The sequence below is a fragment of the Martinezella sp. CNPSo 3732 genome, assembly GCF_057784515.1.
Map to the genome: position 1 here is coordinate 65,125 of NZ_JBXSOO010000014.1, position 26,735 is coordinate 91,859.

Annotated in this window: 29 protein-coding genes; 21 read left to right on the plus strand and 8 right to left on the minus strand. The window is 59.3% G+C overall.

What is annotated here, in order from left to right; genetic code table 11:
* Positions 1-2: 2 nt before the first annotated feature.
* The 5 genes from AC13RM_RS21255 to AC13RM_RS21275 all read left to right on the plus strand — a co-directional run bounded on the left by AC13RM_RS21255 (position 3) and on the right by AC13RM_RS21275 (position 4,431).
* A complete protein-coding gene (locus AC13RM_RS21255; RefSeq protein WP_374819839.1) occupies positions 3-458 on the plus strand; it encodes a PTS sugar transporter subunit IIA in 456 nt (151 codons plus the stop codon).
* Positions 459-618: 160 nt separating this feature from the next.
* A complete protein-coding gene (locus tag AC13RM_RS21260; RefSeq protein WP_095437459.1) occupies positions 619-1,647 on the plus strand; it encodes a sulfate ABC transporter substrate-binding protein in 1,029 nt (342 codons plus the stop codon).
* Positions 1,648-1,653: 6 nt separating this feature from the next.
* Positions 1,654-2,511, plus strand: a complete 858-nt coding sequence (gene cysT, locus AC13RM_RS21265) for a sulfate ABC transporter permease subunit CysT (protein ID WP_374819837.1) — start codon at positions 1,654-1,656, stop codon at positions 2,509-2,511.
* Positions 2,501-3,373, plus strand: a complete 873-nt coding sequence (gene cysW, locus AC13RM_RS21270; protein ID WP_374819835.1) for a sulfate ABC transporter permease subunit CysW — start codon at positions 2,501-2,503, stop codon at positions 3,371-3,373. Before cysT ends, cysW begins: the two co-directional genes overlap by 11 nt.
* An 11-nt stretch (positions 3,374-3,384) precedes the next feature.
* The gene (locus AC13RM_RS21275) at positions 3,385-4,431 is read left to right on the plus strand and encodes a sulfate/molybdate ABC transporter ATP-binding protein (RefSeq protein WP_113228728.1); all 1,047 of its coding nucleotides are present in this window, start codon (positions 3,385-3,387) and stop codon (positions 4,429-4,431) included.
* 3 nt (positions 4,432-4,434) lie between these two features.
* Here AC13RM_RS21275 and AC13RM_RS21280 read toward each other — a convergent pair whose 3' ends face one another.
* From AC13RM_RS21280 to AC13RM_RS21290, 3 genes are all read right to left on the minus strand, one after another.
* Positions 4,435-5,232 carry an NAD-dependent epimerase/dehydratase family protein gene (locus tag AC13RM_RS21280; protein ID WP_113228729.1) on the minus strand — a complete coding sequence of 266 codons (798 nt, stop codon included), beginning with the start codon at positions 5,230-5,232 and terminating at the stop codon, positions 4,435-4,437.
* A gap of 103 nt (positions 5,233-5,335) precedes the next feature.
* Positions 5,336-6,178: an endonuclease/exonuclease/phosphatase family protein gene (locus AC13RM_RS21285; protein ID WP_374819832.1), complete on the minus strand. Its 843-nt coding sequence runs from the start codon at positions 6,176-6,178 to the stop codon at positions 5,336-5,338.
* Positions 6,179-6,301: 123 nt separating this feature from the next.
* Positions 6,302-7,765: a phospholipase D-like domain-containing protein gene (locus AC13RM_RS21290; protein WP_374819830.1), complete on the minus strand. Its 1,464-nt coding sequence runs from the start codon at positions 7,763-7,765 to the stop codon at positions 6,302-6,304.
* 333 nt (positions 7,766-8,098) lie between these two features.
* Here AC13RM_RS21290 and AC13RM_RS21295 point away from each other — a divergent pair, with 333 nt between their 5' ends.
* The 5 genes from AC13RM_RS21295 (at position 8,099) to AC13RM_RS21315 (ending at position 10,702) form a co-directional block, all read left to right on the plus strand.
* Positions 8,099-8,368, plus strand: coding sequence for a DUF2934 domain-containing protein (locus AC13RM_RS21295; RefSeq protein ID WP_488555511.1), 270 nt, complete (start codon positions 8,099-8,101; stop codon positions 8,366-8,368).
* Between the two features lie 270 nt (positions 8,369-8,638).
* Positions 8,639-8,848: a hypothetical protein gene (locus tag AC13RM_RS21300; protein WP_374819826.1), complete on the plus strand. Its 210-nt coding sequence runs from the start codon at positions 8,639-8,641 to the stop codon at positions 8,846-8,848.
* A 38-nt stretch (positions 8,849-8,886) separates the two neighbouring features.
* Positions 8,887-9,201 carry a plasmid stabilization protein gene (locus tag AC13RM_RS21305; RefSeq protein WP_374819824.1) on the plus strand — a complete coding sequence of 105 codons (315 nt, stop codon included), beginning with the start codon at positions 8,887-8,889 and terminating at the stop codon, positions 9,199-9,201.
* Between the two features lie 193 nt (positions 9,202-9,394).
* Positions 9,395-10,132: a glutathione S-transferase gene (locus AC13RM_RS21310; protein ID WP_374819822.1), complete on the plus strand. Its 738-nt coding sequence runs from the start codon at positions 9,395-9,397 to the stop codon at positions 10,130-10,132.
* 3 nt (positions 10,133-10,135) lie between these two features.
* Positions 10,136-10,702 carry a methyltransferase family protein gene (locus AC13RM_RS21315; protein WP_374819820.1) on the plus strand — a complete coding sequence of 189 codons (567 nt, stop codon included), beginning with the start codon at positions 10,136-10,138 and terminating at the stop codon, positions 10,700-10,702.
* Between the two features lie 2 nt (positions 10,703-10,704).
* Here the strand turns inward: AC13RM_RS21315 and ligD are convergent, their stop codons facing one another.
* Positions 10,705-11,598 carry a non-homologous end-joining DNA ligase gene (ligD, locus tag AC13RM_RS21320; protein ID WP_374819818.1) on the minus strand — a complete coding sequence of 298 codons (894 nt, stop codon included), beginning with the start codon at positions 11,596-11,598 and terminating at the stop codon, positions 10,705-10,707.
* 83 nt (positions 11,599-11,681) lie between these two features.
* Positions 11,682-12,476: an SDR family NAD(P)-dependent oxidoreductase gene (locus AC13RM_RS21325; RefSeq protein ID WP_374819816.1), complete on the minus strand. Its 795-nt coding sequence runs from the start codon at positions 12,474-12,476 to the stop codon at positions 11,682-11,684.
* 275 nt (positions 12,477-12,751) lie between these two features.
* On the opposite strand from AC13RM_RS21325, the gene AC13RM_RS21330 reads away from it, so the two are divergent.
* From AC13RM_RS21330 to AC13RM_RS21365, 8 genes are all read left to right on the plus strand, one after another.
* Positions 12,752-13,147, plus strand: coding sequence for a RidA family protein (locus tag AC13RM_RS21330; RefSeq protein WP_374819814.1), 396 nt, complete (start codon positions 12,752-12,754; stop codon positions 13,145-13,147).
* A gap of 425 nt (positions 13,148-13,572) precedes the next feature.
* Positions 13,573-15,261, plus strand: a complete 1,689-nt coding sequence (locus tag AC13RM_RS21335; RefSeq protein ID WP_488555512.1) for an ABC transporter substrate-binding protein — start codon at positions 13,573-13,575, stop codon at positions 15,259-15,261.
* Positions 15,262-15,283: 22 nt separating this feature from the next.
* Positions 15,284-16,267: an ABC transporter permease gene (locus AC13RM_RS21340; RefSeq protein ID WP_488555513.1), complete on the plus strand. Its 984-nt coding sequence runs from the start codon at positions 15,284-15,286 to the stop codon at positions 16,265-16,267.
* Positions 16,264-17,166 (plus strand): ABC transporter permease, encoded by a 903-nt coding sequence (locus tag AC13RM_RS21345; protein WP_488555514.1) that lies wholly within the window; start codon positions 16,264-16,266, stop codon positions 17,164-17,166. The genes AC13RM_RS21340 and AC13RM_RS21345 overlap by 4 nt, the downstream gene beginning before the upstream one ends.
* Positions 17,163-17,978, plus strand: coding sequence for an ABC transporter ATP-binding protein (locus AC13RM_RS21350; protein WP_488555515.1), 816 nt, complete (start codon positions 17,163-17,165; stop codon positions 17,976-17,978). Before AC13RM_RS21345 ends, AC13RM_RS21350 begins: the two co-directional genes overlap by 4 nt.
* Positions 17,975-18,901: an ABC transporter ATP-binding protein gene (locus tag AC13RM_RS21355; RefSeq protein WP_488555516.1), complete on the plus strand. Its 927-nt coding sequence runs from the start codon at positions 17,975-17,977 to the stop codon at positions 18,899-18,901. The genes AC13RM_RS21350 and AC13RM_RS21355 overlap by 4 nt, the downstream gene beginning before the upstream one ends.
* Positions 18,902-18,912: 11 nt before the next feature.
* A complete protein-coding gene (locus tag AC13RM_RS21360; RefSeq protein WP_488555517.1) occupies positions 18,913-19,383 on the plus strand; it encodes a GNAT family N-acetyltransferase in 471 nt (156 codons plus the stop codon).
* A 22-nt stretch (positions 19,384-19,405) separates the two neighbouring features.
* Entirely contained in the window at positions 19,406-21,433 is a 2,028-nt protein-coding gene (locus AC13RM_RS21365; protein WP_488555518.1) for a beta-N-acetylhexosaminidase, read from the plus strand.
* A gap of 88 nt (positions 21,434-21,521) precedes the next feature.
* On the opposite strand, the gene AC13RM_RS21370 is transcribed toward AC13RM_RS21365, so the two are convergent.
* Complete coding sequence (locus tag AC13RM_RS21370) at positions 21,522-22,745, minus strand: ROK family transcriptional regulator (protein WP_488555519.1); 1,224 nt, start codon at positions 22,743-22,745, stop codon at positions 21,522-21,524.
* Between the two features lie 297 nt (positions 22,746-23,042).
* Here AC13RM_RS21370 and AC13RM_RS21375 point away from each other — a divergent pair, with 297 nt between their 5' ends.
* Positions 23,043-23,291 carry a hypothetical protein gene (locus tag AC13RM_RS21375; protein WP_095437480.1) on the plus strand — a complete coding sequence of 83 codons (249 nt, stop codon included), beginning with the start codon at positions 23,043-23,045 and terminating at the stop codon, positions 23,289-23,291.
* Between the two features lie 156 nt (positions 23,292-23,447).
* On the opposite strand, the gene AC13RM_RS21380 is transcribed toward AC13RM_RS21375, so the two are convergent.
* The gene (locus AC13RM_RS21380; protein ID WP_440480294.1) at positions 23,448-24,080 is read right to left on the minus strand and encodes a lysozyme inhibitor LprI family protein; all 633 of its coding nucleotides are present in this window, start codon (positions 24,078-24,080) and stop codon (positions 23,448-23,450) included.
* Positions 24,081-24,246: 166 nt separating this feature from the next.
* Between AC13RM_RS21380 and AC13RM_RS21385 the strand changes: the two genes are divergently transcribed.
* Complete coding sequence (locus AC13RM_RS21385) at positions 24,247-24,753, plus strand: hypothetical protein (RefSeq protein WP_488555520.1); 507 nt, start codon at positions 24,247-24,249, stop codon at positions 24,751-24,753.
* A 94-nt stretch (positions 24,754-24,847) separates the two neighbouring features.
* Here the strand turns inward: AC13RM_RS21385 and AC13RM_RS21390 are convergent, their stop codons facing one another.
* Positions 24,848-26,116: an FAD-dependent monooxygenase gene (locus AC13RM_RS21390; protein ID WP_488555521.1), complete on the minus strand. Its 1,269-nt coding sequence runs from the start codon at positions 26,114-26,116 to the stop codon at positions 24,848-24,850.
* Positions 26,117-26,155: 39 nt separating this feature from the next.
* On the opposite strand from AC13RM_RS21390, the gene AC13RM_RS21395 reads away from it, so the two are divergent.
* The gene (locus AC13RM_RS21395) at positions 26,156-26,638 is read left to right on the plus strand and encodes a MarR family winged helix-turn-helix transcriptional regulator (protein ID WP_488555522.1); all 483 of its coding nucleotides are present in this window, start codon (positions 26,156-26,158) and stop codon (positions 26,636-26,638) included.
* Positions 26,639-26,735: the final 97 nt, after the last annotated feature.

Below are 26,735 nucleotides of genomic sequence, written 5' to 3' on the forward strand. Positions count from 1 at the left end.
CCATGGACCTCTCCACCATCATTCTTCCCGAGCATGTTTTTGTCGGCATCTCGGTCCCGACCAAATGGCGGGCGTTGCAGATGCTGTCGTCGAAGGCAGCCCATTGCTTTGGCCTGGACGAGGCAGTGGTCATGCGGGCGCTGGAGACGCGCGAAAAATTGGGCACGACGGGTATCGGCAATGGCGTTGCGGTGCCGCACGCCGCCATCGCTGGCATGACGAGGCCTTGGGGACTGATGGTGCATTTTGCACATCCTGTCGATTTCGAAGCCATCGACGACGTACCGACGGAATGGGCCTTCGTGCTGTTGTTCGGAGAGGGCGGCCGGGGCGACTATCTGAATGTGCTTGCCGAGATCGCGAGGCGTTTGCGGACGGAAGGCGTTCTGGCGGCGATGCGGCAGACCAAGAGCGCCGACGAACTCTATTCTGTCTTTATGTCCGACACGATTTGCTGACGGCGACTCGTTGCACGTCTGATGTCATTCGGGAATGTGATTTCACTTTTCTCGATTCTATGGGATGCTGTTCTCCACGATTGCCGAAAACGGGAACTGTCTTCGTTACTTTATACGACCAACTTGGTAGGGTTTAAGGACAAACGAAGGGGGTGTATTCATGCAGACGATAAAGCTTTCACGGCTTCTCGCCACCGCAATTCTGATCGGCAGTTTCTCGATCGCGGCCGTCGCGCCGACTTGGGCGGCGGACAAGACGCTTCTCAATGTTTCCTACGATCCGACCCGTGAACTCTATAAGGACTTCAATACGGCCTTTGCTGCCAAGTGGAAGAAGGACACGGGTGAAACCATCAATATCAAGGCTTCGCATGGCGGCTCCGGCGCGCAGGCCCGCTCGGTTATCGACGGTCTCGATGCCGATGTGGTGACGCTCGCCCTTGAAGGCGATATCGATGCGATCGCCAAGGCGACGCACAAGATCCCGGCCGACTGGAAGACCAAGTTCCCGAACAATTCGGTTCCCTACACCTCAACCATCGTTTTTCTGGTGCGCAAGGGTAACCCCAAGGGCATCAAGGACTGGCCGGATCTGGTCAAGGACGGGGTCGAAGTCATCACGCCGAATCCGAAGACGTCTGGCGGTGCCCGCTGGAACATCCTGGCGGCATGGGCGTGGGCCAAGCAGGCCAATGGCGGCGATGATGCCAAGGCGCAGGACTACGTCGCGCAGCTCCTGAAGCATGTGCCGGTCCTCGACACCGGTGCGCGCGGGGCGACGACGACCTTCGTGCAGCGTGGTCTTGGTGACGTCCTGCTCGCCTGGGAAAACGAGGCCTATCTCTCGCTCGACGAACTCGGTCCCGACAAATTCGAGATCGTGACGCCGTCCGTTTCGATCCGCGCCGATCCGCCGGTTGCCGTTGTCGACGGCAATGTCGACACCAAGGGCACGCGCAAGGTCGCGGAAGCCTATCTGAACTACCTGTACTCGGATGAAGGTCAGAAGATTGCTGCGAAGCACTATTACCGGCCGATCAAGCCGGAAGCGGCCGATCCCAAGGATGTCGCTCGTTTCCCGTCCCTGAAGCTCGCAACTATTGACGACTTCGGCGGATGGTCTCAAGCTCAGCCGAAATTCTTCGCTGACGGGGGCGTCTTCGATCAGATCTACAAGCCGGGGCAATAAGACTGAATGCATTCTATAACCCGCAAACGGTGGCGGTTACGGCAGCCGAGCGTCATTCCGGGATTCGGATTGGCGCTCGGCGTTACCTTGGCTTGGCTCCTCTTCATAGTTCTCATCCCGCTATCAGGGCTCCTCTGGAAAAGCAGCGCGCTCGGCTGGCAGAATTTTTGGGCCCTCGCGCTTGACGTGCGCACGCTCTATGCTCTGCGCATGAGCTTCGGCGGCGCCTTTATCGCCGCGCTCGTCAATGCCGTGCTCGGGCTTATCCTGGCTTGGGTCCTGGTGCGCTATCGCTTTCCCGGCAAGCGCGTTCTCGATGCGATGGTCGACCTGCCGTTCGCCTTGCCGACGGCGGTTGCCGGCATTGCACTGACGACGCTCTACGCACCGAACGGCTGGATCGGACAGTTCCTGACGCCGCTCGGCATCAAGATCGCATTCACGCCCGTCGGCATCGTCATCGCGTTGATCTTCGTCGGCTTACCGTTCGTGGTGCGTACGGCGCAGCCCGTCATGGAGGAGATCGACCGCGAAGTCGAGGAGGCGGCGGCGACCCTTGGTGCCTCGCGTTTCCAGACGATAACCCGCGTGCTGCTCCCAGGCCTCGCACCCGCAGCTCTGACGGGCTTTGCGCTGGCATTCGCGCGCGCGGCCGGCGAATACGGGTCGGTCATCTTCATCGCCGGCAACAAGCCCTATGTTTCGGAAATCGCACCGCTGCTCATCGTCATTCGTCTGGAGGAATATAATTATTCCGCAGCGACGGCGATCGCGACCTTGATGCTGTTCATTTCCTTCACCATGCTTTTGATCATCAATCTCATCCAGTCCTGGAGCAGAAGGAGATACGGCTATGGCGCATGATCTTTCTGCATCAGCCGAAACCGGTCATTCCGTCATCACCGAAAGCCGGCTTGCGCGCATCGTCTTCATATTGATCTCGCTCGCGTTCCTGACGTTGATGGTGCTTCTGCCTCTCGCCGCCGTTTTCGTCGAGGCATTCCGCAAGGGGATCGAGACCTTCTTCGAAGCCTTGGTTGACGAGGAAACCTTTGCGGCGATCCGGCTGACATTGATCGTTGCCGGCATCAGCGTGCCGCTGAACCTCGTCTGCGGCGTTGCGGCCGCCTGGGCGATCGCCAAGTTCGAATTCAAGGGCAAGGCCTTACTGACGACGCTGATCGATCTGCCCTTCTCGGTGTCGCCGGTCATATCGGGCCTCGTCTTCGTGCTGTTGTTCAATTCGAACAGCACACTCGGCCCTTGGCTGCAAAGCCACGGCATTCAGATCCTGTTTGCGGTTCCTGGGCTGGTGCTGGCGACGATGTTCGTCACCTTTCCCTTCGTCGCGCGCGAACTGATCCCGCTGATGCAGGAGCAGGGCAGCGCGGACGAGGAGGCAGCACTTTCGCTCGGGGCGAATGGCTGGCAGACCTTCTGGCATGTCACGCTGCCGAACATCAAATGGGGCCTGCTTTACGGCGTGCTGCTCTGCAACGCCCGCGCCATGGGTGAGTTCGGCGCCGTTTCGGTCGTCTCCGGCCATATTCGCGGCGAAACAAACACCATGCCGCTGCAGGTCGAGATTCTCTATAACGAATATAATTTCTCTGGGGCCTTTGCCGTTGCTACGCTTCTGGCTCTGCTTGCCCTTGTCACACTGATACTGAAGACGTTGCTGGAAATGCGCTATAGCGAAGAGATCGCAGCCAGCCGGCGTCACTGAAGGAATTCTTAATGGAAGTTCGCGTTCAAAACCTGCGTAAGGAATTCGGTCGCTTTCCCGCATTGCATGACGTGTCGCTGGATATCCGCTCGAGCGAATTGATTGCGCTTCTCGGTCCATCCGGCTCCGGCAAAACGACGCTGCTGCGCCTGATTGCCGGGTTGGAAACTCCAACGGAGGGGCAGATCTTCTTCGGCGAAGAGGATGCGTCGCGAAAGACCGTGCAGCAGCGCAATATCGGCTTCGTGTTCCAGCATTATGCGCTATTCCGGCATATGACGGTGCTCGACAACATCTCCTTCGGTCTGAAAGTCCGCTCGGCATCGCGTCGTCCGCCACGCGATGAAATACGCCGGCGTGCCATCGAGCTGTTGGAACTCGTGCAACTGAACGGCCTGGAGAAGCGCTATCCGGCCCAGCTTTCCGGCGGCCAGCGCCAGCGTGTTGCACTGGCGCGCGCCATGGCGGTGGAGCCGAATGTCCTGCTTCTTGACGAGCCCTTTGGTGCTCTCGATGCGCAAGTCCGCAAGGACTTGCGCAAATGGCTGCGCGAGATCCATGACCGCACCGGCCACACCACCGTCTTCGTGACCCATGACCAAGAAGAAGCGCTGGAGCTCGCCGACCGGGTGGTCGTGCTCAACAAGGGCGCGATCGAACAGGTCGGAACGCCAGACGAGATCTACGACGCGCCGAACTCTCCCTTCGTCTATGGCTTTATCGGCCAATCCAATCGTCTGAAGGTGCGCATCACCAGCGGTGAGATCTGGTTCGATGATAAGCCGCTGGGGCTCAGCACGCCGCATGAGCCTGATGGCGAAGCCTATCTGTATTTCCGACCCCACGATATCGAGATCCGCGATGGCGATGGCAGCGCGATCGCGGGTCTGCTCGTTGCCAGCAGGCGTGTAGCAGGCACTCGCCATCTTGAGATCAACATCGGTGCCCAGCACGATCCTATCGAGATCGAACTGCCGCCGAACAAGGCGGATGCATTGGACCGCAACCGCATTGCTTTCAGGCCGACACGCTGGAAGCTCTTTCGCAACGGCGTCTGACGATCAGTCCTCGGGGTGAGCGGCAGAAACAAAGCCGCCGCCCTGATAGACGATTGCAGGATCGTTTGGATCCTCAGCGGGTGTCCTCGACAGAATTTCGGTGCGCCAGGGAGCCGCACTATCGCGCGGCTTCCAGCCGAGAAAGGCGGCGTTGCTATTGTCCCACCACTGTTCGTCATTGTCCGAGACGCCATAGACGATCGTATGGCCGAGGCGCGGGGCGCTGAATGCGCAATCGCACAGCGAGACGAAATCCCCGATGCTGAACCAGGTGGCGAGCATGCGTGTATTGCGCGGCTCGGGGAAGCAGGAGCCGATGCGTACCGAAAGCGTTTCCTGGCCGAACTTGTCGAAATAGAGGCTGGCGACGGCCTCGCCGAAGACTTTCGAGACCCCATAGAGCGAATCCGGCCGGGTCGGCACCTTATTGTCGATCCGCTCATCCCGCCTGTAGAAGCCGATCGTGTGATTGGAGCTTGCGAAGACGATACGCGGCTTGCCGGCGGCGCGCGCGGCCTCATAGAGATTGTAGAGGCCGAGGATATTGCCCTGCAGGATCAGATCGAAGGGCTTTTCCACCGATATCCCGCCAAGATGGATGATACCATCAACACCCTGCACCATCGCGTCGACGCCGCTACGGTCGGCGAGATCGCAGGCGACGAAACGCTCATTCGGGCGCAGGTCGCTTATCGGCGCGAGGTCGGACAATACGACATTCTCGGCGATCTGCGACAGAAGCGGCCGGATTGCCTGGCCAACACCGCCGGCGGCGCCGGTCAGCAACAGAGTTTTCAGCATGATTGTCTCCCGGATCGGTCATTTCGGCGGGCAGCCTATAAGATGGTCCTGCGCCCGTCATCACATATATCGGTGGGATCAACATGAAGCATGGCGATAACGTCTAGGCAGTCTGCGAATGCACCCGGGCGTTGATGTCGAGCGCTTCCAGACTGACCACGGCCTTGATGGGCAGGTGATCGGAAGCCACGCGTGCCAGCGGCGAGTCATGTACTTCGACCGCGGAGATCATGCCGCGGCGGTTTGCCATGATGCGATCGAGCGCTAGAAGCGGCAGTGCCGAGGGGAAACTCGGCACGGCAGGCGGTAGCGGCCCGAACGCGTTCTGGATGGTATTGAGGGACGAGCGGTCGCCAAGGCGCCATTCGTTGAGATCGCCCAGCAGGATGGTCGGCGTCTCGCTGCCGTCATTCATGAGATCGACGATCAGACGCGTCTGCTGCGCGCGCGAGCGATGCAGCAGGCCGAGATGCGCCGCGATAATCCTGAGGCTCCCGCCACGAGCCAATTCCAGTTCGGCGATCAAGGCACCACGCGGTTCGAGCCCCGGCAGATTGATCTGATGGACGTCGCGAACCGTACCCTGCTTGAAGAGAACCACATTGCCATGCCAGCCATGCGCCTTGGTGACGCCGGCGATCGGCACGGGAATGAGGCCTGTCTCCCGTTCGAGCCGTCGCAGATCGAGGATACCCGTGCGTTCTCCAAAACGCGTATCGGCTTCCTGCAGACCGATGACATCGGCATCGATTTCATGAATGACGCGGCTGGTCCTTTCCGGATCGAAGCGGCGGTCGGCGCCGACGCATTTGTGGACATTGTAGGAGGCGATCAACGTGCCTTCGGGGCGATCGGGCTTGCTGCCGGCCGATTTTGGGCGCGATTTCTTTCGGTTCTTCAGGCTTTCGAGAATGCTCGCACGGAGACTTTCTTTCTTCTTTCGCATCTATCCGTCGACCGTTCCTTGATCAGATCACGTCGGGCACGTGGGAGAGAGTATAGGAAGCGATTGTTGGCCTTGTCATGTAAAAAGGCTGCGACGAGCACAGATTGTCTGGCGGTGAGATCGTCAGAGATAGGGCGAACCGAGCCAGAGAACCTTCTCGACAAGCCTTATGATGAAAGGACGTGCCCGAAGTCTTTCGAGATCGACTGGATGCGCCGATTCGAGGATTGCGCCGATATGCATATCGATCGTGTCGGCAAAGTCACGATCGAGTATCTCGAGATCCACCTCGAAATTAAGCCGCAGGGAGCGCGGATCGAGATTGGAAGAGCCGACATAGGCCCAGATGCCGTCGATGGACAAAAGCTTGGAATGATTGAAGGCGCCTTCGGCGCGCCAGATGCGGCAATAATTCTTCAGCATCTGGTCGAATTGCGCCGTCATGGCGCGGTCGACGAGCACCAGATTGTTGGCCGTCGGCACGACGATATCGACCTCGACTCCACGCCGCGCTGCGGTCACCAGCGCGCTGATCAATTCGCGATCCGGCAGGAAATAGGGCGACATGATGCGGATGGATTTGTGTGCCACCGACAGCGCGCCGATCAGCATCTTGTGATTGGTCTCGACGCTGCGATCCGGACCAGAGGCGACGACGCGCATAAAAACGGGCGCTCCAGGCTGGTTGGAGGGTGCGGCGATCCGCCATTCCCCGCCATTCAGGACCTCGCCCGTGGTAAAGCGCCAATCCTCGGCCGCCGTATTGAAGAGATCGGCGACTGCAGGACCCGTTACGCAGAAATGCATGTCGCGAGCGCTGTGCTCGTTTGCGAATTCGCGCGTGAAGCCCTGGCGGATATTCATGCCGCCGGTAAAGGCAATTCGCCCGTCGATGCTGAGGATCTTTCGGTGGGTACGCAGGTTGGCATAGGGCAACCGCAGACCGATGATGACGTTGCCGTTGAAGACGTCGACCTGCACGCCGCCTTCGCGCAGATAGCCCATGATGCTCGGCACGGAATAGCGGGCGCCGACGGCATCGATGAGTACGCGGACGCTGACACCGCGCTTGGTCGCGGCAATCAGGGAATCGGCGATACGAAGGCCGATCGGGTCGCGATCGAAGATATAGGTCTCCATCAGGATACTGCGCTCGGCGCCGTCGATGGCAGCTTTCATCGCGGCATAGGCGACATCGCCGTTCGTCAGCATCTCGATCGTGTTGCCGGTGCTCATCATATAGCGAACGACGCGGTCACCGAGCGTCTTCATCGAACCGAACCGATCGCCGAACCGCCGCCGCACCTCGCCGTCATCGGCGTCGAAGCTGGAGAGCTCGCCATTCGCATCCTTGCGAAAGAGCGCGTCGCGCTGCGAGCTGAGGGAGGCCCGGCGGATGCGATTGATGCCGGCGACAGCATAGAGGACGGCACCAATGATGGGCGACAGGATGATGACGCCGACCCAGCCGATCGCAGCTCGGACATCCTCTTTGGTCATGGCCGCATGGATTGCAGCGGCTGCCCCCATCACGATGGACAGGACGGCGAGAATTTGGCCCCAATGGGCAGCCACGAGGTCGATCATGATGCAAGTATATCCTTGCCCGCAAAAGCTGCAATGAGTGGGCCGGCGATCGCCAGGATGTCATCAATAGCGGTGCGAAATCTCATCTTATTAGATAATTTTAATTGAACCCTGTTCTGACCAGCATCATACTTAGGGTGCTTCGGCTGCTTCGCTACCGTCCCCCACGGTAACTACTGTTTCTTGTTTGAAGCGCCACTGCGGTTCGAGCGTCGAGATCGAAGAACGCTAGCCATAGCGTCTTGGCTGCTCGGGGGAGGCGTCAAAGCCCGCGTTTCAAGAACGGGCATCGTTCATCAAACCTTGTTCAATGATGCGAACGGAGAACAGCAGATGTTGGAATCTCGGGACGAATGGATCAAGAAGCGCGCATACGCCATATGGGAAGAGGAAGGCTATCCTTCCGGTCGCGACGCCGAGCATTGGGCGCAGGCGAGCAGCGAGCGCATCGCGCTTGAGAAAACGACTGCAGAGGGCAGCACGATCGATATCAAGCCCAAGGCAAAGCGCAAGACGGCAGTCGCCGCGGCAGCTGTTGCCGAGGAAAAATTGGCCACGCCAGCGAAGAAGATATCGAAGAAGGCTGCAGCCGCGAAGATATAGGACGCGTCAGCTTCAGGAGTGTGGCGGAGATGAGGGCGGCTCGATGGCAACATCGGGCCGTCTCTCTTTTCGAGACGGTAACGGAATATTCGCAATAATTTCGGTGATTTGGCTCTCATCCGCGAAATAGTTGTCACACATCGATGCTACAGATTGCGAAGGGAGCTCAGCAATGTGTCGCAGCTATATCGATGATCTGAAACGGATGGTTGTGGCGATCGTCGCAGCGCGCGAGCTTTTGCGTCTTGTCATTAGCTGGGAGGCGGTGCAATGACATCACTCCTCGTGCTTGCTGCGCTCTATCTTCTGGCGGCTTTGGTCCTCATTCTGATCATCGATCGCTCGGTTGGCGTGTTTTTCCCTGCTTCCGCCAAGCAACATGCCGCTGTACGGCGTGATCGGCGATTGCGGGCGCTCCCGAGCAATCTGCTATCCGGCAATCGCAGCTCGTCCGGCCAAATCTCGGAACCTTTTCCCTGACGACGGGTTGGTCTTTCTTCCCAGCAAGGAGAAAGATCATGCCCCGAGGAGACAAATCTGCCTATACCGAGAAGCAGAAGCGCAAGGCCGAACATATCGAAGAAGGTTATGAGGACCGCGGCGTTTCGCAGAAAGAGGCGGAGCGGCGTGCCTGGGCGACCGTAAACAAGGAAAGCGGCGGCGGCAAGAAGTCCGGCTCCGGTCGCGGCCATTCCGAAAATCACGAATCGTCCGAAAAGGGCGGCAGGATCGGCGGACGCGCCGCTGCAAGCCGACCCGCTGCGGAGCGCTCCGCCTCTGCAAAGAAGGCGGCTGCGACGCGTAAACGCCACGAGCACAACGCGCATTCCTAGGTCATTGGTGAAGACTGGATGCGATCGTCGAAATCCATTCGGCCGTCGCTACGAAGTTCATATGGTTTCCTGTGTATATGCCTCCGCCTGTAATCGTCGATTGCCTCTTATCTTTCGGGATGTCGACGCTAAATTGCAGTCCTGCGGCGATCATTGCAGCTGATTGCTCTCAATTCCGGAGAGGGAAAACCGAATGGCCTATGAACTCTATTACTGGGATGGCATTCAGGGGCGCGGCGAATTCGTCCGGCTGACGCTGGAGGAAGTCGGCGCAGGCTATGTCGATGTTTGCCGTGCTCCTGCAAGCAAAGGGCACGGAATGCCCGCCATGTTTGCCATCATGGAAGGTAAATCCGAATTCGGCCTCCCATTTGCGCCGCCATTTCTGAAGGACGGTGATCTGATTATTCCGCATGTGGCAAATATCCTGATGTATCTCGGGCCGAAGCTCGGTCTGGCGCCGAGGGACGAAGGAAAGCGCCACGTGTTGAACGGCCTGCAGTTGACGATCACCGATCTCGTCGCCGAGGTACACGACACGCACCATCCGATCGCGACGTCGAAATATTACGAGGATCAGAAGCAAGAGGCCAAAGCGCGCGCTGCGGAATTCATCGAGAACCGCATTCCCAAGTTTCTCGGCTATTTCGAGAAAGTGCTGCAGCAGAACCCCGAAGGATCGAGCCATATCTTCGGCGGCGAATTGACCTATGTCGATCTTTCGCTGTTTCAAGTCTATGAAGGGCTGCGCTATGCCTTTCCGCGCGCGACAAAGCATTTTAACCGCGATTATCCGCATCTGACTGCGCTGCACGCAGCTGTCATGAAACGGCCCAACATTGCTCGCTATCTTCAGTCCGATCGCCGCATTCCCTTCAATGAGAACGGCATTTTCCGGCACTATCCGGAACTGGACAAAGACGTGGGCTGAGCGATGCTGCTTTATCAATTCATTCCTGCATGCTGGATCATCTGGCTGTTGATCTGGCTCTTTGCTTCGTTCGGCGTCAAGAAGAGTGTGCGGCAGGAAGATCCGTTGTCGCGGCTCGGCAATACCGCGCCGATCTGGATCGGCGCCTTCCTGCTTTCAATCGATCCATCCTGGTTCGGCCCCTTGAGATATCGCATCATTCCGCAAGACCTGGCGTCTTATACAATCGGTGCTGCTCTGACCTTCATCGGTCTGCTCTTCGCCGTCTGGGCTCGCTATCACATCGGCAGAAACTGGAGTGGCGTGATTACGCTCAAGGAGGATCACGCGCTCATACGCTCCGGTCCCTATGCGCTTGTCCGGCATCCGATCTATTCCGGCCTGATGCTCGCCATCATCGGTTCGGCAATTGCGCGCGGTGACATCGCGGCCGTCCTTGCGATCATTGCGGTGCTCTATGCCGTATTGCGCCGTGTACGGATTGAAGAAAGCTGGATGAGCGAGACCTTCGGCTCGGCCTATGCCGACTATAAGGCCAGCACGCCGGCGCTGGTCCCGTTTCTAGTGTAGCCTCAGACTTTGAGCGGCGATGCCGCCTTGAAGAAATCTGCCCAAGGATCGATGCTCGATTGGCCGAGGCGCGATGCTGCATTCTTGACGGTAAAGGAGGCCGGCCCGATCTTGTCGTCCAATTCGTCCCAATTGACCGGCATCGAAACGGCCGCGCCCTTTCTTGCGCGTGTCGAATAGGGTGCGACCGCAGTATTGCCGCGCCCGTTACGCAGATAATCAATGAAGATATGGCCCGCCCGCTTCGTCTTGCTGGCGACCGACAAATATGTCTCCGGGCTATCGGCGCTCATGGCATGGGCGATCGCTTCTGCAGCATCCTTGATATCAGGCCAGGTCGCCTGCGGCTTGACGGATGCGACCACATGCAATCCCTTGCCGCCGGACGTTTTGACAAAAGAGGTCAGGCCCAGGGCCGCGAACCGCTCCCTGATCTCTTTCGCTGCAGTCACGACCTTGCTCCATGCGATATCCTCGCCGGGATCGAGGTCCATGATGATCATGTCGGGCTTTTCCCAATGCTCGATCCTGGTGCCCCAGGGATGTATCTCCAGGGCGGCTGATTGGACGAGCGCAGCAAGCCCGTCAAAACTCTCGATCTTCAAAAGTTTTGCAGCGTCTTTGTCTTCGGGATCGGCGATTTCGGTGATGTTATGATTGATGCCTTTCCAGGCGTGTTTCTGGAAGAAGCGTGGCCCGTCGATACCATCGGGGCAGCGCAACAGCGCGAGGGGACGATTGATGACGAATGGCGACATGCGCTCCCACGCCAGGGCATAATATTCGAGAAGATCGCGTTTGGTAATATTATCGTCGGGCCAATAGACCCGCTCCGGATGGGTCAATTCCACCGACGTCTTGATGCCGTCCTGAGTGGGCGTCTTTGCCATCTGCATGCGCTCCATCTTCCTCGACGCGAAGGCCCCCTGCCGGGCAAGACTAACATTGCCCGACGCACAAAGCGACCGCTGACCGCATCTCACGGCATGAGCTGGCCGCCATTGACCTCGATGATCTGGCCGGTGATGTAGCCGGACAGGGTGGGAGAGGCGAGGAAGAGATAAGCGCCGACGCAGTCTTCCGGTGTGCCGACGAAGCCCATGGGGATCGTCTTGCGCTGCAGCTCCATCTGCTCGTCGTTGGTATAGCGCTCATGGAACGGCGTCGCGATGACGCCGGGTGCGACGGCATTGACGCGGATCTTGTCGCTGACGAATTCCTTGGCGTGCCCATGGGTAATGGTCGAGACGAAACCCTTGGAGGCGGCATAAAGAATTGCGCCATTGCCGCCGCCGTTGCGCGCGGCAATTGAGGTCGTGTTGATGATGAAGCCGCCTTGTTTTTTCAGGTGAGGATGAGCGGCGCGGGTGGCCGCAAGGACGGAGCGTGCATTGAGGTTCATCACCCGCTCATAATGCCCATCCGTCATTTCGGCGGTTGGAAGCCGCCCGAGCATGCCGCCAGCATTGTTGACCAGGCCATCGAGGCCGCCCAAGGCGTCTACCGCATCCTCGACGACGCGCTCGGTCCCGCCGTCTTGCGAGACATCGCCCTGAATGAGATGAACGGTCCCGCCGCCAGCCTTGATTTCATCGGCCAGCTTTTCCGCCGGCTCGCGGCTCGCATTGAAGTGCAGGCCGATCTTCATGCCCTGTGCGGCAAAGGCGCGTGCCACGGCAGCGCCGATGCCGGTCGAAGCGCCCGTTATCAATACTCTTTTGCCGGCAAGATCGGGAATGCGAATGGACGCAAGCAATTGCGCGAGTTCTGCCATGACGACTCCTCCTGAACGTCAACCAATCATACGACGAAATATGCCTTTGTCTTATCAGGCTCGGGGGCGAAAAGGCAATCATGCCAAGTTCGACAAAAGGACGCGATGGCCTCCTGCAGCGCTCGATAGGGAATCCCATAAACGGATGAAACGATCTGGCGTGACGGCTTGGCCGAGGTTAATGAAGGTTCCAGAGGAGTCGGGCGATCGAGCTTTTTTATGATGAAGCGACGGCGACGCGGCTTTCGACAACACAGAGAGAGACCGAACATATCATGAGCAAGAACAAGCTGATCCGTTTCGATGTCGCCGATAACCAGGCTGGGGGCCAGCGTCGCCCCTTCGCGAAGGCCGTCCGGGCAGGCGATTTCGTCTATGTCTCGGGCCAGGTTCCGACGATCAACGGTGAAATCATCACCGGCAATATCGTCACGCAGACCGAGCAGGTCATCGCCAATATCAAGGATGTTCTTGCCCTTGCCGACTGTACGCTCGAGCATGTGGTGAAGGTCAATGTATGGCTGGATGATGCTCGCGATTTCTCGAGCTTCAACGCCGTCTTCGAAAAGCATTTCATCGATCATCCGCCCGCACGCTCGACTGTGCAATCGCCGATGATGGTCGACGTGAAGGTCGAAATGGACGTCATCGCCTACAAGCCGCTGGACTGAGCGAGCGCCATTTTTTCTTCGATTGCGATGCGTCCGTTGTCGCATCGCAGTCAATCTCGCGTCCGTTCTGCTGCATCCGTGGTGACGCGATTGGGAAGATCAGTCTTTCGAACAGCAGAATCTTAAATCCAGATGTCGGCAGTGTGCTGTTTCGGCAGCGCTGACGTGCTTTTCTTTTTTTCGGCTTTTTTTCGCCAGGCCCGCAGATCCTTCGTGGCCGCAGCGCAGAGTTCGCTGCCACCAGGCCGCAGTCTCGATATCTCCGCGCAATTATCGGTAGCGGCGAGCTGTATTCCGATCGTCAAAGACATCACGCGAACCTTCAAATCAATGCCTGTTGATTTCCAATCAGCGATTGACGAGTCTCAAAACTCACGATTAAATCAATTTGATTGACTACTCAAAAACAGCAAGAGGGGCTGAAAATGGAAATGAGGAAAAAGTCATTGCGCAATTTATTTCAACGGACATCCTTGGCAGCGGCAGTGTTTGGCGCTTCGCTGGCGTTCGGTGCGGGCATGGCATCCGCGCAATCCGTGCTGACGATGCACATCGAGGAGCAGACCAGCTGGGTCAGTAACTTCAATCCTTTTGATCTGGCCGGTCGTCGCCAGAGCACGATGGATTTCATCTACGAGCCGCTGGTCATCTTCAATGCCAATGACGGCGGCAAGCCGGTCTGGCGTCTGGCGACCAGCTACAAGTTTTCCGACGATCTGATGTCGATCACGTACGAACTGCGTCCCGGCGTGAAATGGTCTGACGGACAGCCGCTGACCTCGGCCGACGTGAAATACACGATCGACCTGATGCTGAAGAACCCGGCCGTCGATACGGTCGGTGTCGGTCAGACAGTCGCGTCGGTCGAGGCGCCGTCGCCGACAGAGGTGACGATCAAGCTCAAGGCCGTGAATTCCGAATTCCCGGAATCGCTCGCGGATCTCGCCGTCGTGCCCGAGCATATCTGGAAAGACGTTGCCGATCCGGTCGCCTTCAAGAACGAGAAGCCGGTCGGATCCGGCCCGATGACCGAAGTTCGCCGCTTTACGCCACAGGTCTACGAGCAATGCCGCAATCCGAACTATTGGGATGCCGCATCGCTGCACGTCGATTGCCTGCGCCTGCCGCAGATTTCGGGCAACGACCAGATGCTGGCGCTGCTGCCGGAAGGCACCGTCGATTGGATCGGCTCGTTCCTGCCGCAGATCGACAAGACCTTCGTCGCGCTCGATCCGCAGCATAATGGCTACTGGCAGCCGCCAGCCGAAACCGTTGCCTTCGAAATGAACTTCAAATCTTCGAATGCCGGTAATTTCGAGGCATTCAAGGATCTCAACTTCCGTCATGCGTTCAGCTTGGCGATGGACCGCAAATCGATGGTCGATATTGCCGGCTTCGGCTATCCGGTCGTCAACCTGCATGCCAGCGGCCTGCCGCCGCGCTTCGAAAGCTGGCGCAATAAGGCCGCTGAGGGCGATAAGGATGCCTTCATGGGCTTCGATACCCAAAAGGCAAACAAGATCCTCGACGATGCCGGCTACAAGAAGGGCGCCGATGGCTTCCGTACCACGCCGAGCGGCAAGCCAATCACCTTCGCGGTCATCGTACCGAACGGCTGGACCGACTGGATCGATGCCGTGCAGATCGCCGTCGAAGGGCTGCGCGCCGCGGGCATCAACGCTTCGGTCGCCACGCCCGAATACGAGCAGTGGCGCAAGCAGCTTCTCGACGGCAGCTTCGATGTCGTCATGAACTCGCGCGCCGACAGCGCCACCCCGTTCCAGGGCTATTATCAGAGCCTGTCGACGGCCTATGCCGGCAAGCTCACCGTCGCCGCGCCACGCTACTCCAACCCGAAGCTCGATGCGCTCTTTGCTCAGTATCTGAAGTCGTCTTCCGATGATGATCACAAGAAGATCTTCAGCGACATCCAGGTTCTGATTGCCGATGACTTCCCGGTCGTTCCCGTCTTCAACGGTCCGACCTGGTATCAGTATTCCAGCAAGCGTTTCACCGGTTGGGTCACGGACAAGGATCCGGTGATGAATCCGGAAAACCACGATAACAACCGCATGCGTCTCATGCATCTTCTGCGTCTTAAGCCGGTCCAATAAGGCCATAGCGAAGGAAGCAGATATGCGTGTTTCGAGCCGGCGCCTCGGCGTCTATGCGGTGGCTTTGGCTTTCGCGATCGTCGTGAACTTCATTCTTCCCCGGCTTATGCCGGGGAGCCCCGTCGATGCCATGGTCGCCCAGCTCGGGCCGCGGGCGACACCCGCGGCCGTCGAGGCGATCAAGGCCCGTTTCGGCGAGATCGATCAGCCGATCATGATGCAGTTTCTCGACTACCTTAAAGGCCTCGCCACCTTCGATCTTGGCGTTTCGGTCAAATACTATCCGCAGACGGTGGTTCAGGTGCTGAGCCGGGCTACGCTGTGGACCATCTTCCTCGTGGTAACCGCGATCATCTTTTCACTATGCGTTGGTGTCATCCTCGGCGCGGTCGCGGCCTGGAGGCGCGGCGGGCGGTTCGATACGATCGTATCGCCTTTCGCAGTCATCCTGTTCTCGATACCGCCCGTCATTGTGGCGCTCACGACCTTGTTTATCTTCGCCGTGTCGCTGCGCTGGTTCCCGGTGGGATATGCCTATGATCCCAATCTCGATCCGGGCTTCAATTTCACCTTCTTCGGCAGCGTGTTCATGCACGCGATCCTGCCGGTGCTGACGCTGTCGCCATTCCTGATCGGCGAATTCCAGACCACCATGCGTTCTTCGATGATCGTCGTGCTCGGCGAGGATTACGTGACGATGGGCCGCGCCAAGGGCCTCAGCAATCTCGCGGTCATGTTCGGTTACGGTGCGCGTAACGCACTCTTGCCAGTGCTCACCAATCTTGCGCTGATACTCGGCGCCGTCTTCGGCGGCTCGATCGTCACCGAGATCGTCTTCAATTATCCGGGTCTTGGGCTGACGCTGTTCACCGCCAGTGTGGCGCGCGACTATCCCGTCATCCAGGGGCAGTTGCTGCTGATGACGCTCGCAACGCTTGGCGCCAATTTCCTTGTCGACATCATCTACGGTCTCGTCGACCCGCGATTGAGAGAGGCAGGCCGATGAGCTTCTCCTTCCGATCCATTTTCAGCCAGAAGAAGGCGCTTGTCGGTTTTGTCATCGTTGCCGTGCTGTGCCTGATGGCGATCTTCGCTCCGGTCATCGCTCCCGGCGAGCCCGGCGCTCGCGTGGGGCGGTCACATCAGCCACCATCCGTCGAACATGTCTTCGGCACGACGAAGATGGGCCGCGACGTTTACAAGCAATTCGTCTGGGGCGCGAGAAGCTCGCTGTCCGTCGGCTTCGCCACGGGCATCGCCATTACCGTGCTGGGCACGGCGATCGGCCTGATCGCCGGCTATATTGGCGGCAAGACCGATGCGGCGCTCGACCTTGCCACCAACGCCGTGCTTGTTATCCCAAATATGCCGCTCCTCATCCTGCTCGCTTCCTTCGCGGGCACGGTCGGGCCGATAGCGATCATGACCATCATTGCCTTGACGTCATGGCCATGGGGCGCGCGCATGACGCGCTCTCAGACGATGGCGCTGCGCAACCGCGATTTCGTCACCGCCGCCAAGATGATCGGCGAGCCGGCCTGGCGCATCATCTTCGTCGAGATCTTGCCAAACCTGACACCGCTCATCGGCATTAACCTGGTCGGCAGCATCATCTATGCGATCGTCGCCCAGACCACGCTCGAATATCTCGGCTTCGGCGATCCGCTGAAGGTCACCTGGGGTACCATGCTCTATAATGCCCAGAATGCTTCGGCCATCATGGTCGGCGCCTGGTGGGATATCGGCGTGCCGGCCATCGGCATCGCGCTGACGGGGCTCGGTCTGGCGCTGATCAACTTCACTTTCGATGAAATCGCCAATCCGCAATTGCGTTCCGGCCCGGCCTTGACCCGCTGGTTCCGCCTGACGCGTGCCCGCAATCGCATGATGAGGACCGAGCAATGAGCGACAATCTGCTTGAGATCGAACACCTCAACATCGATTACCTGCTCGACAAGGGCGATTTCCGGGCGGTGAAGGATGTCTCCTTCAATATCGGCCGCGGCGAGATCTTCGGTCTTGCTGGTGAATCCGGCTGCGGCAAGAGCACGATTGCCTATGCGATCACGCGGCTCTCCAAAGCTCCGGCCTGGATCAGCGGCGGTAGCATCCGCCTTGACGGCCAGGATCTGCTGAAGATGCCGGAAGGCGATCTGCAGAGAATCCGTTGGAAACGCATCGGCATGGTGTTCCAGAGCGCCATGAACTCGCTCAATCCGCTGATGCGGGTAGAGGCGCAGTTCCATGACGTGCTGCATCGCCATACTGGCTGCTCACGTCAGGGATCGCGTGCGCGGGCCGAAGAAATGTTCAAGCTGGTCGGCATCCCCCCGCATCGCGTCAGCGATTATCCGCACCAGTTTTCCGGTGGCATGCGCCAGCGCATCGTTATCGCCATCTGCCTGGCGCTGCGTCCTGAACTCATTATCATGGACGAACCGACGACGGCGCTCGATGTCGTGGTGCAGCGAGAGATCCTAGAACAGGTTCTCGACCTGCAGCAGACCTATGGTTTCTCGGTGCTGTTCATCACCCACGACCTGCATCTGATGGCGCAGCTATGCCACCGTATCGGCGTCATGCTGCGGGGCGAATTGGTCGAGGTCGGCGACGTCGCTCAGGTCAGCCAGTCGCCCGTTCACGAGTACACGCGCAAGCTCTGGAATGCCATCCCGCAGCTTCCGGCCAGCGCCCATCCTCCCGGAGTTTTCGCATGAACCCGCAGATACAGGCTGTGACTGCAGAACCCGTCATCCGGCTTGATGATATCCAGCGCCACTTTGGCCCTGTGCACGCGTTGAAAAGCGTTTCCTTTTCACTATTCGCGGGAAAGGCACTGGCATTGGTCGGCGAATCCGGCTGCGGCAAGACCACCTGCGCCCGCATCATTGCCCGCCTCGACAAGCCGACTGCCGGCCGGCTCCTCTTTCGCGGACAGGATCGCACGGCGCGAGGGGCGAGCAAGGACGAGCGGATGTACCGCAAGGATGTGCAGATGGTGTTTCAGGATCCGTTCTCCTCGCTCAACCCTGCCTTCACGATCAATCATCACATCGCAAGGCCACTGCAGTTGCACGGTGGAGACAAGCCGAAGGCCGAGCGGGAAGAGGATATTGCGAAGCTGCTGGAAAGCGTCGGGCTCGATCCCACGGTGACACGCCAGAAGTTTCCGCACGAACTCTCCGGCGGCCAGCGTCAGCGTGTCAATATCGCTCGTGCCCTGGCGGTCGCGCCGAGCGTGCTGGTGGCGGATGAGCCAACCTCGATGCTTGATGTCTCGATCCGCAAGGACATTCTCGATCTGCTGGCGCGGGTAAAACGGGAAAACGATCTCGCCATGCTCTACATCACCCATGATATCGCAACGGCCGCTCATGTTGCAGAGGAGATCGTGGTGATGTTTGCCGGCCAGATGGTCGAGTGGGGCGAGACCGATGCCGTCCTCGCCAGTCCGAAGCACCCCTATACGCAGCTTCTGCTTTCGGCGGTGCCGGATGGCGGCCGCAGGTTCGTGACCGGCGGCAGCGCCCGCTTCCTGGAGCAGGCGGAAAAGATCCGCGCGCTCAGCCGGCCGATCTCGACTGAGGTCGAGCAGATCGGCCCCAATCATTTCATGCGCGCGCTCGTCACATCGAATTAGGAGGATTCCCCTTGGATTATCTGGTCAATCTATCGACCTTGCCGGTCGACACGCAGTCGCCCGAGCGCATGGCGAATGCGGGCGTTACCATAAGGCGCGCACTGCCGCCGGAGCTGCGGCTTATCACCGGTTGGGTGGCCGAACATTTCAGCCAGGGTTGGGCAAGTGAGACGACAGTCGCAATGACCCGCCAGCCGCCGACATGCTTTATCGCCACGCGAAATCGGGAGCTTGTCGGCTTTGCCTGCCACGAGGCGACGGCACGCGGTTTCTTCGGCCCGACCGGCGTCGACGAAAGCGTTCGCGGTCTCGGCATCGGTCGGGCGCTGCTGTTTGCCTGCCTCAACGACCAGAAGGCCATGGGCTACGCCTATACGGTCATCGGCGATGTCGGCCCATCGGAATTCTACGAGAAGACGGTCGGCGCCATACAGATCCCCAATTCCGCACCCGGCATCTACGCCGGCATGCTCAAGCTTTGAACGATATCTTCAGGAAGAAAGAATGCTCATGTCCACACCGCGATCCCCGGCTCTGCGGCTTGAAACCACCTGGAACCCGCCAACCGACGAAAAGGAATTTTCCTATGTCCTGCGGTTGAAGAACCTGTCATCGGAGCCGCTTTCGGGCTTCACCCTCTGCGTCAGCGGCCCCGGTCGTGTCGATCCGGCCGGCGTTGTCGAAGGCGCGACGGTTACCAAGCGGCTGTCCAATTTTACCGAATTCGAGCCGCCTGTGGGCTTCGTGCTGGCCGGTGGCGGGACGTGGACCATCACCGTTCGCGCGCTGAGCTGGCAGTTCCGACATTGGAACGATGGCGCCAATAGCGCTTATCTCGCATTCCCCGATGGCACCACGGTATCACTTGGCACCGAACCGACGCGCACGTCGTCAAGCAATGCGCCGTTGAAGCGCGGCGCGGAAATCTATCCGGTGCCGGCCAATCCGCCGGTGCCGCTGGCGATCATTCCCTGGCCGAACCACGTAGCCGTTTCCTCCCGCCGCCCGCTTCCCGCAGGCTTTGTTTTGAAAGCTGCGGGGCCGGAGGCACAGGCTGCCGCTGAAAGCTTCACGGCCCTCGTCGAACACCTATTTTCGGCCGAGGGACTGATCCGGTCCGAGGCGGAAGGTGCCGTGCGGGTGGAGTTGCGCCATGCCGAGGATCTGGGCGCCGAGGCCTATAGGATCGTCTTTTCGCCCGAAACTATAACGGTCGAAGCGAGCGCGCAGACCGGCTTCGTCTATGGTCTCGTCACCATCGGCCAGATCTGGCGCGGCGCGCGCCTGCATCCGCAGGCATTCCATTTCCCTGCGGCCGGTGAGATCGTCGACGTGCCAGCGATGAGCTGGCGCGGCCTGCACCTCGATGTCGCACGGCAATTCTACGGTTCGGCTGAAATCAAGAAGCTGATGGCGGTGCTCGCCTGGAACAAGCTCAACCGCTTCCATTGGCATCTGTCGGATGATGAAGCATGGCGCGTCGAGATCGACGCCTATCCGGCTCTGACCGAGATTGGCGCGTGGCGCGGTCATGGCCTGCCGATGCTGCCGCTTCTTGGCTCCAGCCCGGCTCGCACCGGTGGTTATTACACCAAAGCCGTTGTGCGCGACATCGTCTCCTACGCTAAGGGCCTTGGCATCGAAGTTCTGCCGGAGATCGATATACCCGGCCATTGCTATGCCATGCTCCAGGCAATTCCCGAGCTGCGCGACCCGAATGAAGCCGGCAGCTACTATTCGGTCCAGGGTTTTCCCGATAACTGCCTCAACCCGGCGCGTGAGAAGACCTATGAAGTGATCGAGACGATCCTTTCGGAGCTGATCGAGCTTTTCCCGTTCAAGACGATCCATATCGGTGCCGACGAGGTTCCCCTCGGCGCCTGGTCCGGCTCGCCGGAGGCTTTGGCACGCTTGCGCGAGATCGCCGGTGATGATGTTGCGCAAGCGCATGCCAAGCGCCTGAACGTCATCACCAACACGCACGGGGCCGACGATATTCATGGCTCGGGCGCGGCCTTCCTGCAGGCGGAATTCCTGGAGCGCATCCAGGCATTTCTCGCTTCAAAGGGTTGCGTGACAGGCGGTTGGGAAGAGGCTGCCCATGGCGACAGGATCGACAAGGACAAGAGCTATCTCTGTAGCTGGCGTAGCGTCGAGGTCGCGGCCGAGCTTGCCGGTCGCGGATACGAAATTGTCGTTTGCCCGGGCCAGGTCTATTATCTCGACATGGCGATGCGCCCCGATTGGGACGAGCCGGGCGCAAGCTGGGCAGGTCATTCGGATCCGGAAAAACTCTACACCTTCGATCCTATCGGTGGCTGGACGGAGGCTCAGAAGGAAAAGCTTCGCGGCATTCAGGCCTGCATCTGGTCGGAGTCGATGACCGATCGGGCCATTTTCGATCGGCTGGTCTTTCCGCGTCTTTCGGCACTTGCCGAAACAGGCTGGACGAAGCCCTCGGCCAAATCCTGGGAACGTTTCAAGGCATTGGCCGGCACCATGCCGCTGCTCTACGGTCTGCATCAATTCTGACAGCCTGATGCGGGGCTCTCAGGCGCGATCCGCGTTGACCGCGCCTGAGTTAAATCAGTAATACAAGGCCGGCTCTATTCCCGGCCGTTCAAGAATGAATAACGACACGATGCGTCAACGGCTTCTGCAGGACATCGAACTGCGGATTTGTTTCGGAAAAGATGGGCAGCGCGGCTGCGCCTAAAATGGCGGTATCCTTGCCGCTGGCGCCGATCATCAACCGTGGAATGCTGCGCTCTTCCGTTGGGTTGACCGGGGTGTGCAGAGGCTCGACGCTTTCGGCCAGCCCTGTCATCAAGGATGTCGGCGCACTGCCGCCAAGCACGATTGTCTGCGGATCGAAGGCCAGCTCGAGAAAGTCGATTGTCTGGCGCAGCGGCTGTACCGCCTGTTCCAGCCATGCCTTCAAGCCATGACCATTTGCCGCGATCAGCGCATCCAGGTCGTCGGGATCCAGCTCCTGCGCATTCTCTATGCCCAGACATTCGTAAGCGACGGATGGCGAGACATAGCGATCGAGGCAGCCGCGTTTGCCGCAGCTGCAGAGCTTGCCATGCGGCTCGACGATGATATGGCCGATTTCGCCGGCATTGGCGCGGCTGCCCTTGTAGAGATGGCCGTCGAGGAACATGCCGGCGCCGATGCCGCCGTCGCCGGCGAGAAAGAGATAGACGAAGCTGCCAAGGCCGCGGGCAACGCCATAGAGCCGCTCGCCGATCGCCGCTGCCGTGGCGTCGTTTTCGACGAGTACAGGGAGGTCGATCAGGCGTTCGAGTGCGCTGGCAACGGGGAAATCCTGCCAGCCCGGCAGGTTGAGCGGGCTGAGCGAGGTTACGCCGGCATCGGCGTAGCGTCCTGGCAAGGCGATACCGACGCCAAGCAGCCGGTCGCGGTCAAAAGAAAAGGCCTCCTGCAGATCCCTGACGATCTCTGCAAGGACCGGCATCGCCTCGGTCGGTCCCGGCCTGTCGACATGGCACTCCACGCGGGCGCAGACCGTGCCGGACAGATCGGTGAGCACGCCAGCCGCACGCTGGCGCCCGAGTTCCAAACCGATGGAGTAGGCGCCAGCCGGATTGATCATGTAGGGCGTAATCGGTTGACCGCGGGCGATCTTCTGCGCCTCCATCGCTATCAGGAGATGCGAACGCGCGAGTTCCTCCACGATATTCGAAACGGTCTGTGTGGTCAGCGCAGTCATGCGGGCAATGGCGGCCCGCGACATCGGGCCATTGGTGCGAATGGCTTCGATCACGACGCGCCGGTTGTGAGATTTGGCCTGTTCGAGATTCGTGCCTGAAATAGTTTTCATGAGAGGATAGTGGAGCACTCAGTTCGTGTTGCTGCTTGTCGCGCTTCGCCAGTGCGTGAGGTGGGGGTGGCCGCATGACATTGCTTGGCCCATGACATTGCTTGGCCCATGTGGGCACTTTCTATTCTTTTGTCGATCGATTCAAGACTGGGTCGGCTGGGTCCGTGCCGTTTAAGGGATAATATCGAAGGCTTTTTCTTTTGCGTGGATGATTGGCGCATATCTTTACTGCGGCTGGCATTGCGTTAGTGTCTGGTTACCTCGGCCTTTTGCCGCGGTAAGCCCCGGAGGAATTCGATGATCAGACTGCTCGGAATAGCCATTATCTCGACCTGCATCGCAGGCGGTGCGATGGCAGCGGATGCGACATGCAAGGCCCAGGCTGCCGACAAGAAGCTGGCAGGCGCCGCATTGACGAGTTTCACCAAGAAATGCGAGAAGGATGCCGCAAGTGCCTGCGATACTCAGGCCGCATCGAAAAAGCTTGCCGGTGCCGCCAAGACGAGCTTCGTCAAGAAGTGCACCTCCGACGCAGTCGGCAGCTGAGCTGATCGTCCGAACTCAGGATTTCTCAAAACACTCCGGCCGTCGCCGGCGGCCGGATCACAAAAGTTCCTCGTTATCGATGACGATCTGGTGCACGGTGACGTTGCGATATTGCGAGATATTCCTCGCCTGGCAGCCAACCGCGCTCAGGCCATATTACTCTTTGCGATAGGTACCCTGCAGGGTCACGCCGTTCGCAAAATCGCAGACACCGGCCTGCGACACGCGCCAGGTTTTTGCGTTGAGGCGATCGAGGCCGATCTTGCACGCGTCTCTGGAGAGTTCGGCATGTTCCTTCGCCAGCGGTACGACGCCGTCGAGACCGTCGGCATTGACATCGCCGGCATCTGCTCCGCCCGGGCCGACGAAGGTCGAGGAGAGCGAAACTGCGACGAGACCATCGACCGGTCCGAAGATCGCAAGGTGGCCCTCATCGCCGTCGGCGCTGTTCGACTGGAAATCCGTTGAAGCGCTTTGTCCACCCTTAGTCCTCAAGAGAGACGCAATCTGGTCGTCATAGGCCTGCCGGGCGCATGCTGCATCGCTGCAGGATTGCACTTTGGTGATCCAGCGCAGCTGCCGTTCCCGAACCTTGTCCGCATCATCGCGTTTCAATGCGGCGGCATAGAGATCTCTCACCATCGCATCGCGAGCAAGCAGCGATTTGTCCTGACAGATCATACGGTCGCTTGGCGAGCCTGGCTTTGAGCAATTGATCCCCGCGGCTTCGACAGGTATGGCAGAAAGGCCGATGATGATCATGGCCGAAACGGATTTTGCTATCTGCATGAGGCACCTCCATCACCCGATACGTCAGCTAATTATGGCTGCTCGCGGCTTCGTAAAGATCATGCCGGCGTGCAGTTGAACTGGGCCGAATATCGCGTCGGCATTTGAAGATCGTCGGTATTCTCCTAATTTGCATTGAGCAGATGGACATCAATGGGGAGGTCACGTGGAAGGTGAAACGCAATTGTCTGGCAGGGTCACATTCCTGATCGTCGGTTCCTTGTTTCTTGCCATCACCATAGCAATGGGAGCCCTGGCACTTCATCTTTATCGGACCTATGCAAATGCGACCGCCATGGCGGCCTGCACGGTTTTCTCCTGGGGCTTCGGCAGCATGCTGATATCGATGGCGCTCGTGCTGCTGACCTCGAGAAAGAAGGTTCGGGGCAGGCTCGCCACTAGGCGCGGCAAGGTGACAGTCAGGCTCGGTAACCGATCACCAGGCTCCAATGGTCACGTGACCGGCGATGGCGTCGAAGCCGAAGGCGAGGCAGGGGTGCCCATCACAAGCGTTGTCCCATCGCTCTTCCTGGCCGCCTCCTCGATCGGCCTGGCGTTCTTCGGCCTATTCCTTTTCGGCCGACACCGGCTCGACCTGATTGGATCGGGAATGTTCATCGCATTCGTGATCTATATTGCAAATTGGAGCAGGCTGGCATGGCCGCGCAAATAGCTCCTTTGTGCTGGCAGGAGCGGGGCGGCGAACGGACCCGTACGCCTCCGCCGACTATTCCGACCTCTTGCATCGGTCCACAGACCGCCCAATGTCAGGCGGCATGCTTTTGACCACTTTCGGTCGAGGGATTTGCTTGCAACGGATCGAGGTCTACTCGATATGCGAACAATTTGCGGCTAGCTCTGACGGTCATCGGAATAAGCAGGGGCAGAAGCAGATCTCTCAGAAACAGGCTGAGCCGACTGTTTTTTCGTTTTCTGGAAGCATTTTGCCGGGTGAGTTTAACCACGCGCGCAATACGCGGGCGTCGCAAGACTTCGTAGCGAGCAAAGGCGGCGCCGTAATCGAGCGTATCTGCCAGGCAGGCGGACAGAACAACGGCATCCTCCATGGCCATCGAGGCACCCTGGCCGGCATGCGGGCCGATGGCATGCGCGGCGTCGCCGAGCAGTACGACGCGCCCGCTCGACCAGACCGGAAGCTGCGGCATGTCGAAAATTGGATAGCTGCGCTCGATCCTGTCAACAGTGCGAAGGATCGAGCGATTGGGTTCGGGATCGTCGGCATGCATCTGGCGGACGTGAGCGGCCAGTGCCGTCGGTTCAAATGCGCGTACCGCGTCCGGCGTGTCGGCGGGGAAGGAATCGAACCAGTAGACGGGATGGGAGGCCGTCTTGAGGTAGCCGAAGAAGGCTTTCTCGCCGAAGGTCATGCGCATCACACCATCGGTATCCGGTATGTCGGCATCGACGATGCCGCCTGTGCCGATCAGACCCGTAAATTGCGGTAGGGGATAATCCGGAAATATTTGCGTGCGGACGAAGGACCGCAGTCCGTCGGCGGCAACGAGCAGGTCGACGGCAAGACCGGCACCTTCGGAGAAGTTGAGCGTTACGGCATGCGCGTGATTGTCGACCTTGGTCACGCGCCGGCCAAATTGTATGGTGATGCCTTCGGCTTGGCATTTTTCGATCAGAATGCCCGTAAGAACGCCGCGCCTTATGGTAACGGCTGGTGTGCCGAACGTCGCCAAATGGTCGCTCTGGTCGACGAGCGCTAGCCTTTTGCCGCGGGCATTGCAGAGCTCGATGGCGCGGGTTTCCAATCCCTCGCGCAACACTTCTTCGTAGCAGTCCACCGCGCGCAGCCCGTTCATGCCGTTGGAAGCGAGCGTCAGAAACTCTCCTTCGGACAGGGCGGCCTCTCTGGAACGGGCTTCGAACAGCACCGGACGAAAGCCGAGCCTTGCCAGCCGCAGCGCGAGCACAAGCCCGCCAATGCCGCCGCCGCATATGCCGATCGTCGCCTCGTGGTGTGTCGCTCGATTCATGGTTGCGGCAGGATCGTCAATGGGGCACATTGGTTCTTCCTTCTAATAGTTTGATAAATGAATTATTCGATGATCGAACAAAAGTCAAATGAAGAACAGCATCGCCTCATGGAAGCGATCAGCCTTGCCTGCATGCGCTGGCAGGAGGTGACCGAGAGCTTCGACGAAACCTTCGGCAAGCTGCATGGGCTCAACAGCGCCGAGCGGCGATGCCTCAGCGTGATCATGCGCGCGCCGCAGCCGGCAAACGCTGTCGCCAAGGCTATCGGCCTCGCGCCACCATCGGTTACCGCCTTGATCGATCGCCTTTCGGCCCGGGACCTTCTTCACCGCGTTCCCGATCCGAACGACCGGCGTCGTGTGCTGGTGGCGCCGTCCGAGAAGGCGATCAGGCTGGGACGCGAAGCCTATGGCCCAATCGAGCAGGCCGGCGCGCAGATGCTTAAACAGTTTTCCGAGGCGGAAAAGCAGGTGATCTTGCGGTTCATCACACAAGCCATCGAGATGCAGGAGCGAGAGCTCGAGCGGCTGCTGCAGCAGGACAAGAGCTGAATTCAATCGCCGGCGGACGATGCCCCGATTTTAGGAACGCGGTACGTCTTGCCATGATCTACGGCATTTCTTTACTATCCGATGTTATAATCGGGCT

Bases quoted from the DNA above. Each gene is read 5' to 3' on its own strand.
- AC13RM_RS21255 (WP_374819839.1), top strand. From the start codon at position 3: ATGGACCTCTCCACCATCATTCTTCCCGAGCATGTTTTTGTCGGCATC.
- AC13RM_RS21260 (WP_095437459.1), top strand. From the start codon at position 619: ATGCAGACGATAAAGCTTTCACGGCTTCTCGCCACCGCAATTCTGATC.
- cysT (WP_374819837.1), top strand. From the start codon at position 1,654: ATGCATTCTATAACCCGCAAACGGTGGCGGTTACGGCAGCCGAGCGTC.
- cysW (WP_374819835.1), top strand. From the start codon at position 2,501: ATGGCGCATGATCTTTCTGCATCAGCCGAAACCGGTCATTCCGTCATC.
- AC13RM_RS21275 (WP_113228728.1), top strand. From the start codon at position 3,385: ATGGAAGTTCGCGTTCAAAACCTGCGTAAGGAATTCGGTCGCTTTCCC.
- AC13RM_RS21280 (WP_113228729.1), bottom strand. From the start codon at position 5,232: ATGCTGAAAACTCTGTTGCTGACCGGCGCCGCCGGCGGTGTTGGCCAG.
- AC13RM_RS21285 (WP_374819832.1), bottom strand. From the start codon at position 6,178: ATGCGAAAGAAGAAAGAAAGTCTCCGTGCGAGCATTCTCGAAAGCCTG.
- AC13RM_RS21290 (WP_374819830.1), bottom strand. From the start codon at position 7,765: ATGATCGACCTCGTGGCTGCCCATTGGGGCCAAATTCTCGCCGTCCTG.
- AC13RM_RS21295 (WP_488555511.1), top strand. From the start codon at position 8,099: ATGTTGGAATCTCGGGACGAATGGATCAAGAAGCGCGCATACGCCATA.
- AC13RM_RS21300 (WP_374819826.1), top strand. From the start codon at position 8,639: ATGACATCACTCCTCGTGCTTGCTGCGCTCTATCTTCTGGCGGCTTTG.
- AC13RM_RS21305 (WP_374819824.1), top strand. From the start codon at position 8,887: ATGCCCCGAGGAGACAAATCTGCCTATACCGAGAAGCAGAAGCGCAAG.
- AC13RM_RS21310 (WP_374819822.1), top strand. From the start codon at position 9,395: ATGGCCTATGAACTCTATTACTGGGATGGCATTCAGGGGCGCGGCGAA.
- AC13RM_RS21315 (WP_374819820.1), top strand. From the start codon at position 10,136: ATGCTGCTTTATCAATTCATTCCTGCATGCTGGATCATCTGGCTGTTG.
- ligD (WP_374819818.1), bottom strand. From the start codon at position 11,598: ATGCAGATGGCAAAGACGCCCACTCAGGACGGCATCAAGACGTCGGTG.
- AC13RM_RS21325 (WP_374819816.1), bottom strand. From the start codon at position 12,476: ATGGCAGAACTCGCGCAATTGCTTGCGTCCATTCGCATTCCCGATCTT.
- AC13RM_RS21330 (WP_374819814.1), top strand. From the start codon at position 12,752: ATGAGCAAGAACAAGCTGATCCGTTTCGATGTCGCCGATAACCAGGCT.
- AC13RM_RS21335 (WP_488555512.1), top strand. From the start codon at position 13,573: ATGGAAATGAGGAAAAAGTCATTGCGCAATTTATTTCAACGGACATCC.
- AC13RM_RS21340 (WP_488555513.1), top strand. From the start codon at position 15,284: ATGCGTGTTTCGAGCCGGCGCCTCGGCGTCTATGCGGTGGCTTTGGCT.
- AC13RM_RS21345 (WP_488555514.1), top strand. From the start codon at position 16,264: ATGAGCTTCTCCTTCCGATCCATTTTCAGCCAGAAGAAGGCGCTTGTC.
- AC13RM_RS21350 (WP_488555515.1), top strand. From the start codon at position 17,163: ATGAGCGACAATCTGCTTGAGATCGAACACCTCAACATCGATTACCTG.
- AC13RM_RS21355 (WP_488555516.1), top strand. From the start codon at position 17,975: ATGAACCCGCAGATACAGGCTGTGACTGCAGAACCCGTCATCCGGCTT.
- AC13RM_RS21365 (WP_488555518.1), top strand. From the start codon at position 19,406: ATGCTCATGTCCACACCGCGATCCCCGGCTCTGCGGCTTGAAACCACC.
- AC13RM_RS21370 (WP_488555519.1), bottom strand. From the start codon at position 22,745: ATGAAAACTATTTCAGGCACGAATCTCGAACAGGCCAAATCTCACAAC.
- AC13RM_RS21375 (WP_095437480.1), top strand. From the start codon at position 23,043: ATGATCAGACTGCTCGGAATAGCCATTATCTCGACCTGCATCGCAGGC.
- AC13RM_RS21380 (WP_440480294.1), bottom strand. From the start codon at position 24,080: ATGCAGATAGCAAAATCCGTTTCGGCCATGATCATCATCGGCCTTTCT.
- AC13RM_RS21390 (WP_488555521.1), bottom strand. From the start codon at position 26,116: ATGTGCCCCATTGACGATCCTGCCGCAACCATGAATCGAGCGACACAC.
- AC13RM_RS21395 (WP_488555522.1), top strand. From the start codon at position 26,156: ATGATCGAACAAAAGTCAAATGAAGAACAGCATCGCCTCATGGAAGCG.